16 protein-coding genes are annotated in these 13,512 nt (G+C 29.4%); 2 read left to right on the plus strand and 14 right to left on the minus strand.

The genetic code is table 11. From position 1 onward, the window contains the following. Positions 1 to 8: 8 nt before the first annotated feature. From trmD to smc, 8 genes are all read right to left on the minus strand, one after another. Positions 9 to 722, minus strand: a complete 714-nt coding sequence (trmD, locus tag ACX0KU_RS13290; protein ID WP_472990458.1) for a tRNA (guanosine(37)-N1)-methyltransferase TrmD — start codon at positions 720 to 722, stop codon at positions 9 to 11. Then, positions 713 to 1,201: a ribosome maturation factor RimM gene (gene rimM / locus ACX0KU_RS13295; protein ID WP_472990459.1), complete on the minus strand. Its 489-nt coding sequence runs from the start codon at positions 1,199 to 1,201 to the stop codon at positions 713 to 715. Before rimM ends, trmD begins: the two co-directional genes overlap by 10 nt. An 80-nt stretch (positions 1,202 to 1,281) precedes the next feature. Next, positions 1,282 to 1,509 (minus strand): KH domain-containing protein, encoded by a 228-nt coding sequence (locus ACX0KU_RS13300; RefSeq protein WP_472990460.1) that lies wholly within the window; start codon positions 1,507 to 1,509, stop codon positions 1,282 to 1,284. A gap of 19 nt (positions 1,510 to 1,528) precedes the next feature. Beyond that, positions 1,529 to 1,786 carry a 30S ribosomal protein S16 gene (gene rpsP, locus ACX0KU_RS13305; protein ID WP_472990461.1) on the minus strand — a complete coding sequence of 86 codons (258 nt, stop codon included), beginning with the start codon at positions 1,784 to 1,786 and terminating at the stop codon, positions 1,529 to 1,531. Positions 1,787 to 1,815: 29 nt separating this feature from the next. Further along, on the minus strand, positions 1,816 to 3,168 hold the full coding sequence (gene ffh, locus ACX0KU_RS13310; RefSeq protein WP_472990462.1) for a signal recognition particle protein: 1,353 nt from the start codon (positions 3,166 to 3,168) through the stop codon (positions 1,816 to 1,818). Positions 3,169 to 3,178: 10 nt separating this feature from the next. Beyond that, complete coding sequence (locus ACX0KU_RS13315) at positions 3,179 to 3,526, minus strand: putative DNA-binding protein (protein ID WP_472990463.1); 348 nt, start codon at positions 3,524 to 3,526, stop codon at positions 3,179 to 3,181. A 79-nt stretch (positions 3,527 to 3,605) separates the two neighbouring features. After that, positions 3,606 to 4,514: a signal recognition particle-docking protein FtsY gene (gene ftsY / locus ACX0KU_RS13320; protein ID WP_472990464.1), complete on the minus strand. Its 909-nt coding sequence runs from the start codon at positions 4,512 to 4,514 to the stop codon at positions 3,606 to 3,608. Between the two features lie 31 nt (positions 4,515 to 4,545). Further along, complete coding sequence (smc, locus tag ACX0KU_RS13325; RefSeq protein ID WP_472990465.1) at positions 4,546 to 8,100, minus strand: chromosome segregation protein SMC; 3,555 nt, start codon at positions 8,098 to 8,100, stop codon at positions 4,546 to 4,548. 338 nt (positions 8,101 to 8,438) lie between these two features. Here smc and ACX0KU_RS13330 point away from each other — a divergent pair, with 338 nt between their 5' ends. Both ACX0KU_RS13330 and ACX0KU_RS13335 read left to right on the plus strand, forming a co-directional pair. Continuing rightward, positions 8,439 to 8,615, plus strand: coding sequence for a DUF4372 domain-containing protein (locus tag ACX0KU_RS13330; RefSeq protein WP_472990466.1), 177 nt, complete (start codon positions 8,439 to 8,441; stop codon positions 8,613 to 8,615). A 54-nt stretch (positions 8,616 to 8,669) separates the two neighbouring features. After that, on the plus strand, positions 8,670 to 9,545 hold the full coding sequence (locus ACX0KU_RS13335) for an IS4 family transposase (protein WP_472990467.1): 876 nt from the start codon (positions 8,670 to 8,672) through the stop codon (positions 9,543 to 9,545). Between the two features lie 192 nt (positions 9,546 to 9,737). Here the strand turns inward: ACX0KU_RS13335 and ACX0KU_RS13340 are convergent, their stop codons facing one another. The 6 genes from ACX0KU_RS13340 to rpmF all read right to left on the minus strand — a co-directional run bounded on the left by ACX0KU_RS13340 (position 9,738) and on the right by rpmF (position 13,502). After that, a complete protein-coding gene (locus ACX0KU_RS13340) occupies positions 9,738 to 9,998 on the minus strand; it encodes a stage V sporulation protein S (protein ID WP_472990468.1) in 261 nt (86 codons plus the stop codon). Positions 9,999 to 10,050: 52 nt separating this feature from the next. Then, positions 10,051 to 11,139 carry an elongator complex protein 3 gene (locus ACX0KU_RS13345; RefSeq protein ID WP_472990469.1) on the minus strand — a complete coding sequence of 363 codons (1,089 nt, stop codon included), beginning with the start codon at positions 11,137 to 11,139 and terminating at the stop codon, positions 10,051 to 10,053. After that, a complete protein-coding gene (rnc, locus tag ACX0KU_RS13350) occupies positions 11,136 to 11,840 on the minus strand; it encodes a ribonuclease III (protein ID WP_472990470.1) in 705 nt (234 codons plus the stop codon). Before rnc ends, ACX0KU_RS13345 begins: the two co-directional genes overlap by 4 nt. A gap of 59 nt (positions 11,841 to 11,899) precedes the next feature. After that, a complete protein-coding gene (acpP, locus tag ACX0KU_RS13355) occupies positions 11,900 to 12,133 on the minus strand; it encodes an acyl carrier protein (RefSeq protein WP_472990471.1) in 234 nt (77 codons plus the stop codon). A gap of 91 nt (positions 12,134 to 12,224) precedes the next feature. Beyond that, positions 12,225 to 13,220 carry a phosphate acyltransferase PlsX gene (gene plsX / locus ACX0KU_RS13360; RefSeq protein ID WP_472990472.1) on the minus strand — a complete coding sequence of 332 codons (996 nt, stop codon included), beginning with the start codon at positions 13,218 to 13,220 and terminating at the stop codon, positions 12,225 to 12,227. A gap of 99 nt (positions 13,221 to 13,319) precedes the next feature. Next, the gene (gene rpmF / locus ACX0KU_RS13365) at positions 13,320 to 13,502 is read right to left on the minus strand and encodes a 50S ribosomal protein L32 (RefSeq protein WP_472990473.1); all 183 of its coding nucleotides are present in this window, start codon (positions 13,500 to 13,502) and stop codon (positions 13,320 to 13,322) included. Between the last annotated feature and the right edge of the window lie 10 nt (positions 13,503 to 13,512).

A 13,512-nucleotide genomic window follows, 5' to 3' on the forward strand; every position in this document is an offset into this window, starting at 1 on the left:
ACTTTTCTCTAATCTTTTAACAATTTTTCATCTTGTTTAGACAAATTTAATAACTTAAATAAATCTGGTCTTTTTAACTTAGTGAGAAGAAGAGATTGTCTTCTTCTCCATTTATTAATATTTTCATGGTGTCCTGAAAGCAATACCTCTGGAACTCTATCACCTTCAAAGATTTCTGGACGTGTATATTGAGGATACTCTAATATTCCATTATAAAAAGATTCTTCTTCGAAACTCTCACTGCAGGCTAACACACCAGGTAGAAGTCTACATATGCTATCTACAATAGGAATACAGGCCATTTCCCCTCCAGTAACTACAAAATCTCCAAGAGAGATCTCCATGTCTATATGCTTATAAACTCTCTCATCTATCCCCTCATAATGGCCACACAAAAATATCAATTCACTCCCCCGAGAAAGCTTTTTTGCTATATCTTGTGAAAATTTAGTTCCTCTAGGTCCTAAAAATATTATTGGTCCCCTATTAGATTCTTTAACTTTCCTTATAGAATCTACTATAGGCTGGGGTGTCATAACCATACCAGCTCCTCCACCATAAGGGTAGTCATCCACCTTTTTATGCTTATTTAAAGAAGAGTTTCTTATATTATGTGTATTAATATCTAATATGCCTTTTTCTGAGGCCCTACCTATAATACTATGATTAAGCACTTCAAACATTTCTGGAAACAAAGTTAAAATATCTATCTTCATTGCCATACATCTACAGGCTTAATAATTATTTTCTTATTTTCCATATTTATATCTATAATAATAGTTTTAAGTGCTGGAATAAGAAGCTCTTTTTCACCTTTTATCCAATAAACATCATTGCTACCTGTGTAAATTATATCATCTATATTTCCTAAACTTTCTCCTGTTTCATCAAAAACTTCACAGCCAATAATATCAGCAGAATAATAAGAGTCTTTAGGAAGCTTTGCTGCATCTTCTCTTTTTACTTCAATATTTTTATTCTTAAGTTTTTGTGCATCTTCTATACTATCTATTCCATCTATTTTTAATATTACTTTCCCTGGTTGCAATTTACATCCTGCTATTATTATTTCATTATTATCTATATAAGCCTGCTTTAATTTTTTAAATCTACTTAAATCATCAGTATATGCCTTAACCTTGACTTCTCCTTTAATACCATGAGTATTTATTATTGTTCCTACAGTTAAAAACTGTTCCATAATACCTATACTCCTTTTTTAAAATATTTTAAAAGAGTTAGGTTCACCTAACTCTTTTATTTATACTATTCAGTATGTAGCTAAATTATTTCAACAACAACTCTCTTATCTGCCTTTACAGCTGCTGCCTTTACAAGCGTTCTTATAGCCTTAGCTATTCTTCCCTGCTTGCCAATTACTTTCCCCATATCATCAGGGGATACTTTCAATTCAAGAATTATTGATTGTTCACCAATAATTTCATTAACACTAACCATATTTGGGTTATTAACTAATGCTTTAGCTATAATCTCTAGCAAATTCTTCATTTACTACACCCCCTGGTTACTACTTAGAAAGTTTTTCAACTATCCCAGCTTGTGCAAATAATCTCTTGACAACATCTGTTGGTTGTGCACCATTTTTCATCCATTGAACAGCTTTATCTTCATCTATTTTCACTGTCTTTGGTTCTGAAACTGGATTATAATAACCTATTTCTTCAATAAATCTTCCATCTCTTGGAGATCTTGAATCTGCAACAACAACTCTATAAAATGGAGCTTTCTTAGCACCCATTCTTCTTAGTCTTATTTTAACTGCCATTAATATCACCTCCTTAAAAGTCTTATCTATTACATGAATGGAAATTTCCCAAACATACCTTTTTTCAATGATTTCTGTTGATTTTTCATTTGCTTCATCATCTTCTTCATTGCTTGAAAGTCTTTCAATAATTTATTAACTTGCTGAACTGTAGTACCTGATCCATTAGCAATTCTTTTTTTTCTAGAGGGAGAACTACTAACTAAAGAAGGATCTTTTCGTTCCTTTTTAGTCATAGAGTCAATCATAGCTTCTATTTTTTTTAGTTCTTTTTCACTTTGACTTAAATCAAGTCCTTCTAATTGTTTTGTATTAACTCCAGGAATCATCTCTAAAAGTTTTCCCATTGGTCCCATCTTTTTAAGTTGAGACATAGACTCTTTAAAATCTTCTAAGTTAAATTCTTGATTCATCATTCTATCACTAAGCTCTTTTGCTCTTTCTTCATCAATAGATTCTTGAGCTTTTTCTATAAGTGATAGTATATCTCCCATTCCTAGTATTCTAGAAGCCATTCTATCTGGATAAAATACTTCAAGATCATTCATCTTTTCTCCAAGCCCTACATACTTAATAGGTTTCCCTGTAATGGCTTTAATAGATAAAGCTGCTCCGCCTCTTGTATCTCCATCTAATTTAGTTAAAATAACTCCACTAATATCTAATGTTTCATTAAAACTTTCTGCTACATTCACAGCATCTTGACCAGTCATTGAGTCTACTACTAATAATATTTCATTAGGATTTACTGTGGTTTTTATATTCCTAAGTTCATCCATTAAACTTTCATCTATATGTAGCCTACCAGCTGTATCAACTATAACAACATTCAAATCATTATTTTTTGCATATTCAATAGAAGCATTCGCAATATCCACAGGATTAACTTTATCTCCCATAGAAAACACTGGTACATCTATCTGTTTTCCAACAACTTGAAGTTGTTTTATTGCAGCAGGTCTATAAATATCACAAGCAACCAGTAGTGGTCTTTTATTTCTTTTTCGTAAATCAAGAGCTAATTTACCACCCATAGTTGTTTTACCTGCACCCTGTAGTCCAACTAACATAATTACCGTTAGACCCTTTGTTGAAAATTCTATTTTACTTTCACTATCTCCCATTAATGCTTTTAGCTCATCGTTAACTATCTTAATAACATGTTGTCCTGGAGTTAAACTCTCCATAACTTCTTTACCAAGACACTTTTCACCTGTGCTTTTTACAAAATCTTTAACTATTTTATAGTTAACATCAGCTTCTAGTAAAGCTAACTTAACTTCTCTCATAGCTTCTTTAATATCTTTTTCGGATAGCTTACCTTTTCCTTTTAACTTTTTTAAGGTTTCTTGAAGTTTAGATGCTAATCCTTCAAATGCCATCTTATTCCTCCTAAATAAACTCAACTATATTATTTTTTATCTCTTGTATTAAGTCTATAAATTCTTTCTTATCGATACTATCTTCAAGTATAGAAATTTTCTCTATAATTATTTTTTTACTCTTCTTTACTTCATTGCTTCTTTCTACAAGTTTTAGCTTACTTTCATATTCTGTAAGCAACTTAGTACATCTTTTAATTATATCAAATATCGCTTGCCTACTTGTACTCGTTATCTCAGATATTTCAGCTAAAGACAAATCTTCATTAAAGTATAGTTCCATAATATATTTTTGCTTTTCTGTTAGTAACTCTTTATAATAATCCATCAGAAAAGATATCTTTATTCTATCTTCCACAAAATCACCAACTCATGAAAATATAATAACAAATTAATTTTATGGTGTCAAGTATTTTTACTTAACACTATAAAATTATCTAAAATAGTGCCTCTACAAAGTCTTTTGCTCTAAATTCTTGTAAATCTTCAATACCTTCTCCAACTCCAATAAGTTTAACAGGAATATTAAGTTGATGTTTTATAGCTATAATTACTCCTCCTTTAGCAGTACCATCCAACTTGGTTAATACTATTCCATCAATAGGACAGACCTCTGTAAATTGTTTTGCTTGTTGAAGTGCATTCTGACCCGTTGTAGCATCTAGGACTAATAGAGTTTCTTTATATGCTTCTCCATATTCTCTATCTATTATTCTATTTATTTTTTCTAGCTCATTCATTAGATTCTTTTTGTTATGAAGTCTTCCAGCAGTGTCACATATTAATACATCTGATTTTCTAGCTTTTGAGGCCTGTATGGCATCAAAAACTACAGATCCGGGATCAGATCCTTCTTGATGTTTAATAATGTCCACTCCAGCTCTACTACTCCAAATCTCTAATTGATCTATAGCAGCTGCTCTAAATGTATCTGCTGCTGCCATTATAACTTTATGCCCCTTGCTTTTAAATTTATAAGACATCTTTCCAATGGAAGTAGTTTTACCAACTCCATTAACTCCTATAACTAATATTATTTTAGGAGTATTATTTAGAATCTCTTCGTCTCCTTCACCTAGCATAGCAATAAGTACTTCTTTTAAACATGAATATATCTCTTGTGGCTCTTTAATCTTCTTTTCTTTGACGCTTTGTTTTAATCTCTCAATAATTTCTAGAGATGTTTCTACCCCAATATCTGATGTTATTAAAATTTCTTCAATCTCCTCGTACAATTCATCATCAATTTTTACCGCTAACTTTAATACTTCTGAAACTCTTTCTGTAAAATTACTTTTAGTTTTTGTTAATCCACTTTTAAGTTTGTTAAATAAATCTCCGAACATCTTTCCAACTCCTTCTTACTTAATAAAAATATTATTTCTCTAAATCTACTGAAACTATTTTCGATACACCTTTTTCTTCCATAGTGATACCATAGAGCACATCACCAGCTTCCATAGTTCCTTTTCTGTGGGTAATAATTATAAACTGAGTGTTAATTGAAAATCTCTTTAAAAATTCTGCATATCTTGTTACATTAGAGTCATCTAATGCTGCCTCTATCTCATCAAGTATACAAAACGGTGTAGGTTTCATCTTAAGAATAGCAAATAGTAAAGCAATAGCAGATAACCCCTTTTCTCCTCCAGACATAAGATTAATGTTCTGAAGTTTTTTGCCTGGGGGCTGAACATTTATCTCTATATTTGCAGTAAGTTCATCACCTTCTTCAATTATTAAATCAGCGTTACCACCTTTAAATAATTCTCTGAAAGTCTCATTAAAATTCACTTTAAGTTTATTGAAATTTTCATTAAATACTGTTCTCATTTTATCAGTCATATTTTTTACAACATTAAGCAATTCTTCTTTAGCTTTAACTAAATCATCTTTTTGAGCCTTCATAAAATTATATTTTTCTAGAAGTTCCTTATACTCTTCAATAGCACCTAGATTAATAGTACCCAGTTGTGTTATCTGGCTTTTATATTTAGCAATATCTTTTTTACACTTATCTATATCCTCTTGTACCCTAAGCTCTAATGCCTCTGCATATGTTAATTCCATTTCTTCATTCAATTTAGAATACATGGACTCTCTCTCAGCTTCAAATCTAGCGGAAGATATATGTAAATTATTTTTAATACGATTGTTTTTATCATATAAAAGTAAAATTTCTTCTAATTTTTCTGTATTAATTTTTATATTTTCTTTTACCTTAATTATTCTTAATTCTATTTCCTTAAATTTATTTTCAAACTCCTCTATCGCACTCTCTATTTTTTTCACGTTCTCTTCATTATTAACTATATTATTTCTACATTTAGTTATTTGTATGTTAGATTCATCTACTTCTTCTTCAAAAGTTTTTACTTGGTGATTTAATTGATAAATTTCAGAGTTAAATCTGATTAATTCTTTGTTCTTATTAGATACACTCTCATCTATTTGCGCTTTTTTTACTTTTAATTCTGTAATTTTATTAACTGTGTCATTAATGTCCCTATTTTCTTTTTCTAAGTTAGTCTCAAAGTTTAAAATCTCAGAAGAATTTTCTTCTTCTTCTTTCTCTAAAGTACATACTTTATGTTTAAGGTCATCTAAATCTTTTATATTTTTTCTAATCATTTCACTAATTATTGTTTCTTCACTATTAGATACTTCTATACTTCTTTTAAGTTTCTCTGTTTCACTATTAAGCGCAATTATTTTTTCATCAATTTTAGTCCTTTCGATATTTTCATAATGAATCTGATCTTTTAACTTCAAAGAAGCATTATCTATATTTGTAACACTTTCTTTAATATCATCTATCTGTTTAGTTAAATCATTTATTTCTTTTTCATATATTTTTATGCTTAATTTTAATTCCTCTATTTCTCTCTTTCTGCCTATAATATTAACATTTTTATTATGTAAACTTCCTCCTGTTAATGCCCCACCCGGATTTATAACTTCGCCGGTTAGCGTTACAATTTTATAATTATAGCTTGAATGCTTAGCTATAGTTAGCGCACTTTCCATATCTTTTGATATTATTGTTCTTCCTAATGTATACTCAACTGCAGCAACATATTTAGTGTCTATATCTATAATTTCACTAGCTATACCAATATATCCATCAATATTTTTTATATTTAATGGTACTGATATTTTTTTACCTTTTATAATTGTTAAAGGTAAAAATGTAGCTCTTCCTAAATTGTTAACTTTAAGGTGTTTTATAAGATCTTTTGCAATATCCTCGTCACTAGTAATAATATTTGAAATAGCCGATCCCAGTGCTACTTCTATAGCTATTTCAAACTCCTTTTTTACTTGTATTATTTCTCCTAGTATCCACGTATTATTAAATGCCTTAGGTATTTTTCTTTGATCAATATTTTGCATGATTATCTTTACAGCTTTATTGTATCCCTCATGATATTTTTCTAAGTTAGTAAGAGCATCTTTGCTAGCCTCTGCCTTATTATACATAATGCTAATCTTTTTAGCTTTAGCTTCACTATCTAAGATTACATGTGTTTTATTCATTACATCTATTCTATTTTGTCTAATAATTTCCTCATGTTTATTTATTTTATTATTTATATTTATAATTTCATCTTTAAGCATTTCTTTAGTAGATGCGTTGATTTTAATAGAATTCAGATAGGTTTTACGATACTCTTTAAGTTCTTCAAGCTTTTTTTCCATATTATAAACATCTTTTGTAATTATAGTAATTTCACTTTTATATCGAGTTATTTCACTTATTAATTCAACTTGCCCTTTTTTTAACTCTTTTATTTTGTTTATCTCATCATCTATAAACTTATTTTTTTCGTTAATTAATATATTATTTAATTCTATATTTTTATTTAAAGATTCCTGTTCTCGTTCTAACTCTTTTAGTTTAAAAGAATGATTTTTTCTCTCATTAATTGTTTCTTCAATCTTTTCTTCAAGTTGTTCTTTATTCTTAACTGACTTAAGAATGTTATTAGATAAGTTTTTTACTCTTTCATTTAATAAATCTATTTCTGATAATAATCTTTGGTGATCACTTTTACTTTCATAATATTTCTTTCTTTCCTCACTATTCTCTAATTCAAATTGTTCTAACTCAATTTTTAAGCTTTCAATTTTTTTATTGTATATATCTTTCTCAGTCAGTATTTCTTTAATAACATGATCATTTTCATTTATTTCATTCGTTAGGTTGTTAAGTTTATTATCTAAATTATCGATATTATTTAATATTAATGTTACTTCTTTAGCTTTTAGCTTTTGTGAGATTTCTAAAAAAAGCTTAGCTTTTTCATTTTCTTTTTTAAGAGGTTCTATTCTATCTTCGTATGTGCTAAATATATCATTTATTCTTTGTAGATTTTGTTCTGTATTTTCAAGTCTTCTTTCAGCTTCTTCTTTTCTTGTTTTAAACTTTACAATACCAGCAGCCTCTTCTAATAGACTTCTTCGCTCTTCCGGCTTTCCACTTAATACTGCTTCAATCTTACCTTGTCCAATTATAGAATATCCTTCTTTTCCTATACCAGTATCCATGAAAAGTTCTTGAATATCTCTGAGTCTACATTTTGTATTGTTTATTAAATATTCACTTTCACCAGATCTATATATTCTTCTCATTATTATTACTTCATTATAATCAATAGATAATTCTCCATCACTATTATCTAATACTAGTGAAACCTGAGCCAAACCAACTTGTTTTCTGTATTCAGTTCCTGAAAAAATGACATCTTGCATTTTTCCACCTCTCAAATTTTTAACACTTTGTTCTCCTAAGACCCATTTTACTGCATCTGATATATTACTTTTGCCACTACCATTGGGCCCTACAATTGCTGTAATTCCTTTCTTAAAAACTAATTCAGTTTTATCTGCAAAGGATTTAAAGCCTCTTATCTCAAGTGACTTCAAAAACATAATATCTCTCCTAATTTTAGCTATGTATTTTTATATTATAAATAAATTTAAAACTAGTAATTAAAAATTTATTTTTTATCTTTTTAATTTTAAAGCATATTATACCAAATATCAAATATATTATAGCGTATAAATAGAGTTTTAATTTTTTGATTGAGAATGTTATGTAAAATGTTCATAATATAAAATAAAAACCGTGCTTCGCACTTCTAGTGTTGCATTAAAGAAAAAAGTTTCTATTGACAGATTTTAATTGGTAAAAATTTAATAATGAAAAAGAAAACCTCCCTGTGTTTAAATGGAAGTGACCAAACAGCCATTAACAAGGAGGTTTTTTTATGGTTTATACTAAAAATAATAAACTAGTTTTTCATAAATTAATAGCGGAAATCGGAGGAAGTTTTATTAATAACACTATAAAGAAATATAATGGTGATTACAGGAGTCAGCATTTTGATACAAAATCTCATATAAATTCAATGATTTATTTAAATATAAGAGGTTGTAAAAGTTGAAGGGAAGTTGAAGGAGAGATTTCATCTAATAAAAAACTTAGGAGTCTCATTAATGTGCCAAGTGTATCTCAATTTTCAAGAAAAAATGCTACCAGAGACTATAGAATTTTTGAAGATATATTCTATCACTTAGTTAACAAGGCCAAAAGAAGATTTGGAGCCGTTAGGCTGCTGAAAGATATTCCTCCTATCAAAATTGTTGATTCATCTGTAATTCTAATTGCTTTAAAACTTGCCCCATATTTCCAAATGGATAGCGGTCGAGCTGGTATAAAGATAAATACATTATTCAACGGTGAATTTCCAGAGAAAATTAATGTAGTTAAAGGCGGCATAAATGATAGAAAATGTATTAATGGCCTCTTCGAAGATAGAGGCTGTATCTATGTCTTTGATAGAGGATATTATGATTATAAATGGTATGACAAGCTTAGTGAGGACAAGATAAGGTTTGTTACAAGAGGTACTAAGAATGCTATAGTTATGGAAGAACGTATGATATCTTCTAAACCATATGAAGATATATATGATACTGAAGTAATCTTAGGCACAACTTATTCTAAAAATATTACATCTAAAAGCTATAGAGAAATATTGACCTTTGACGAAAAAGGCGAAGCCGTTACATTTATAACTAATATATTTGATATGCCAGCCTCAGATATAATAAAAATTTATAAACATAGATGGGAAATAGAACTGTTCTTCAAGTGGATTAAGCAAAATCTTAGAATAAAAAAGTTTATTGGCTACAATGAAAATGCTGTGAAAATTCAAGTGTTTTCATCACTTATTTCATATATGCTTGTATACTTATCTTGTAATGTTACTGTTGCTAAGTATTCAATGCTCACGCTAACTCGTATTGTTAGGTATAATTTACTTGAGCTAATCGCTGAATATAACATCGGTTATTTTCAGACAAGCTGACGCTTTAAAAAAATTATTCTGGGGAGGGGGAAGCTATATATACCTTGTGTGTATAATTTACCCATAAACTCTTCTTAAATTATATAAAGGCAACTGATAGAAAATATACTTCCATCAGTTGCCTTTATAATTTTGTCAAGTATTTAATTATTACATAAATGCAACACTAGAAGCTTCGCACGGTTTTGTATATTATCTAGGTTCTACTATAAACTTTATAGCTGTTCTTTCTTCTCCATCAATAGATATTTGTGAAAATGCAGGTACAACTACTAAATCTATTCCATTGGGGGCAACGAATCCTCTTGTAATTGCTAGTGCTTTAACAGCTTGATTTACGGCACCCGCACCGACAGCTTGAACTTCAACAATTCCGTTTTCTCTTAGGACTGCCGCTAATGCTCCTGCTACAGATTTTGGTTGTGATTGCGCTGATACTCTTAATATTTCCATTTTCTATCCTCCCTACAAAAATAATTATTGCATATTTTATAGAGAATATATTCTATGTAATATCCAAATCTCCTTCTTTATACATAAACTGTAAGTATCTAGCTATATCTATCATATTACATTGTTCTTTGTTTTTTAACATAAAAGTATTCCTTTGTATTGAATCATTTTGTTTTACTAATAATTTATTCGGAATAATTTGTAGTTTCATGTCATTGAAAAATCTCTTCTTGCTTGCATATAATTTTGATATATCTTTACTATTTATATATAATTCTACTTCTTCGTTAATATAATTATTCATAAACTTTAAAATTATATCACAATATATACTTCCTTCTACTAATTCTCTAAAGGATGGGTGAAACGGTCCTGCTACTAAATCCTTACCATAGTTAATTTCTTCTGTAGGTTGAAGCCCAATTCTTATAACATTAATATTATTAGCTACAAACATTGAGTAGATAATCTTACTTACATAGACTGCGTCTTCTAAAGTATAAGGATTATATTTTTTTTCATTATACATTATTTGCATTGGTGTGTTTTTTACTACTAATGCAGGATAAATTCTGGTTATATCAGGTTTCATATCAATAATCTTCTTAGCAGTATCTATATCTTTTTGAAAATCATCCCCTGGTAATCCTATCATAATTTGGTGTCCTAATATAAAACCATACTTTTTTATAATATCTGATGCTCTATAAACATCTTCCACTGTATGACCCCTACTTGATTTTAAAAGCACTTCATCATTTAAAGATTGAACGCCCAATTCAATTATATCAACAGAATATTTTTTTAAATTTAAGAGGATTTCCTCATCTATATAATCAGGTCGAGTAGATAAATGAATGTAGTCTATTAACTTACTATCTTTATAACTTTTCGCTATACCAAGAAGTTCTCTCTGCTTTTCTATATTTATCGCTGTAAAGGTTCCTCCATAGAAAGAAACTTCTACAATAGCTTTACTATTATTTATAGTTTTTAAATATTCTTGTATTGTATTTTCTACAGTTTCAGCTGTAACTGTAGTTGTAGCTCCTGTAATACTATTCTGATTACAGAAAACGCACTCATGTGGACAACCTTCATGTGGAACAAAAATAGGTATTATATAATGAGCTTTACTCATATTCTATCACCTAAATTCTCTAAAGCCTCTTTTGCTGCACTTTGCTCTGATTCCTTCTTGCTATACCCTTCTCCTACACCATTAACAAGAGGTTCTACGACAACCTCTGTATAAAACTTTCTTCTATGAGGAGGTCCCTCATACTTAAGCAAAGTATAGTCTATAGTGTACTCTCCAAACTTTTGAATAGTTTCTTGAAGCTTTGTTTTATAATCCATTATAATACTGTCACTGTCAGATCTTTCAATTATTTCTTTAAAGTTAGCTAAAATAAAATTTTTAACATTATCAAATCCCTGATCCATATATATAGCCGCAATAATTGCCTCTATACAATCGGCAAGTATTGATACTCTACTTCTTCCACCTGTCATTTCTTCGCCTTTACTCATGTTAATAAATTCTCCAATGTTAAGTTTAACTGCAACATCGTAAAGCGAGTTTCCACACACTATCTGAGCTCTCTTTTTGGTAAGAAAACCTTCTGGCTTATTCTTGTACTTATGAAATAACATTTCAGATATACATAGTTGTAATATTGAATCTCCTAAAAACTCTAATCGTTCATTAGATTGTAGTCTTTTATTTTCATTTACACAGGAACTATGCGTCAGTGCTGCATCAAGAATTTCTATATTATTAAACTTTATATTAAGTTTATTTTCTAAATTATTAAGAATCTTTTCTCTATGTTCGTTCATTTAAACAACTCCTATATTTTAAATAAATTTAAAGTCCCGTTTAATTACGGGACTTAGGATTATTCATCAATATGAGAGCTTATATATTCTACTACATCTCCAACCTTAGTTGCTTTCTCTGCTTCTTCATCAGGTATCTCAATTTCAAATTCCTCTTCTAAAGCCATTATAAGTTCTACTACATCTAAAGAGTCAGCTCCAAGGTCATCTATGAATAATGAATCCATTTTTACTGTATTCTCATCAATACCAAGCTGGTCTGCAATAATTTTTTTAACTTTATCAAAAACCATTTCTTCACCTCCCATAAAAATTCTACAATATGATAATATTACATAACTTATACATCGTCAATAAGATAATGAAAATTTGCCAATTTCTTTACTACATTTTTGATTCTATGTGCCCTTTAATTTTTTCAATTATATCATTATTATAAAAATTTACAGCTTGACTGATAGCATTTTTAAAGGCTTTACTATCTGAATTGCCATGTGCTTTAATGCATATTCCATCTACTCCCAAAAATGCAGCACCACCATATTCTTTATAATCAAAGTCCTTTTTAAATTTATCAAAAACAGGCTTTAGTAATACTCCACCTAATTTTGTTCTAAAAGATGACATAATTTCCTCTTTTAAAGTTGAAAATATTGTAGACGCAACTCCTTCATACATTTTAAGTACTGTATTTCCAATAAATCCATCACAAACTAGAATATTTACATCACCTTCTGGAATCTCCCTAGGTTCTACATTTCCTACAAAGTTTAGCGAAGCATCTTTTAACAATTTATAAGTTTCCTTTGTAAGTTCATTTCCTTTTTCTTCTTCTGCACCAATATTAATAAGACCAACTGTTGGATTATTTATTTTTAGTATACTTTGAAAATAAGTTTGCCCCATTAATGCAAATTGAACTAAATTTAGTGGTTTACATTCAGCATTAGCTCCACAGTCGATTACCATAAATGGTCCTTTTTTACCTGGCATTATTGGAGCCAGTGCAGGTCTGTTTATTCCCTTTATACGTCCTATAACAAAAGTTGCTCCTGCGAGGAAAGCCCCTGTACTACCTGCTGAAATTATAGCATCCGCTTCTTTATTCTTTACTAATTCTAATGCTTTATATAAACTGGAATCTTTTTTACGTCGTATAGCCATTACTGGATGCTCATTATTAGTGATTATCTCCTTAGCATCTAGTATAGTTATTTGTTCATTATTATATTCATATTTGCTTAATTCCTTAATAATTAAATCTTCCGGTCCAGTTAGTATTATATTTATACCTTTATATATTTTAAGAGCCTCTACACACCCTTTAACTACTGCATGTGGCGAATAGTCCCCTCCCATTCCGTCAACAGCAATTTTCATATTTATAACCTCTTTCCATTAATATGATAAACTTATATATTAATATTCAAATATAATAAACTGAAATTCAAAAAAAGAAAGTCATACGACTTTCTTTTCTTAGTTTTCTTTAGCAACTACTTCTTTACCATTGTAGTATCCACATTCTTTGCATACTCTATGAGAAAGCTTCATTTCGTGACATTGAGGACATTCAACAATGCCTGGTGCACTTAGCTTAAAAGTTTGAGCTCTTCTTGAGTCTCTTCTAGCTTTTGACGTTTTTCTTTTTGGATGTGCCATGTATTTTCAC

Source organism: Clostridium sp. X, assembly GCF_055755365.1.

What these genes read in the sequence shown, in the direction of transcription:
- ACX0KU_RS13300 (WP_472990460.1), bottom strand. Translation starts at nt 1,509, where the DNA reads ATGAAGAATTTGCTAGAGATTATAGCTAAAGCATTAGTTAATAACCCA.
- rnc (WP_472990470.1), bottom strand. Translation starts at nt 11,840, where the DNA reads ATGAACGAACATAGAGAAAAGATTCTTAATAATTTAGAAAATAAACTT.
- ACX0KU_RS13345 (WP_472990469.1), bottom strand. Translation starts at nt 11,139, where the DNA reads ATGAGTAAAGCTCATTATATAATACCTATTTTTGTTCCACATGAAGGT.
- rpsP (WP_472990461.1), bottom strand. Translation starts at nt 1,786, where the DNA reads ATGGCAGTTAAAATAAGACTAAGAAGAATGGGTGCTAAGAAAGCTCCA.
- ffh (WP_472990462.1), bottom strand. Translation starts at nt 3,168, where the DNA reads ATGGCATTTGAAGGATTAGCATCTAAACTTCAAGAAACCTTAAAAAAG.
- ftsY (WP_472990464.1), bottom strand. Translation starts at nt 4,514, where the DNA reads ATGTTCGGAGATTTATTTAACAAACTTAAAAGTGGATTAACAAAAACT.
- rimM (WP_472990459.1), bottom strand. Translation starts at nt 1,201, where the DNA reads ATGGAACAGTTTTTAACTGTAGGAACAATAATAAATACTCATGGTATT.
- ACX0KU_RS13330 (WP_472990466.1), top strand. Translation starts at nt 8,439, where the DNA reads ATGGTTTATACTAAAAATAATAAACTAGTTTTTCATAAATTAATAGCG.
- acpP (WP_472990471.1), bottom strand. Translation starts at nt 12,133, where the DNA reads ATGGTTTTTGATAAAGTTAAAAAAATTATTGCAGACCAGCTTGGTATT.
- trmD (WP_472990458.1), bottom strand. Translation starts at nt 722, where the DNA reads ATGGCAATGAAGATAGATATTTTAACTTTGTTTCCAGAAATGTTTGAA.
- rpmF (WP_472990473.1), bottom strand. Translation starts at nt 13,502, where the DNA reads ATGGCACATCCAAAAAGAAAAACGTCAAAAGCTAGAAGAGACTCAAGA.
- plsX (WP_472990472.1), bottom strand. Translation starts at nt 13,220, where the DNA reads ATGAAAATTGCTGTTGACGGAATGGGAGGGGACTATTCGCCACATGCA.
- ACX0KU_RS13340 (WP_472990468.1), bottom strand. Translation starts at nt 9,998, where the DNA reads ATGGAAATATTAAGAGTATCAGCGCAATCACAACCAAAATCTGTAGCA.
- smc (WP_472990465.1), bottom strand. Translation starts at nt 8,100, where the DNA reads ATGTTTTTGAAGTCACTTGAGATAAGAGGCTTTAAATCCTTTGCAGAT.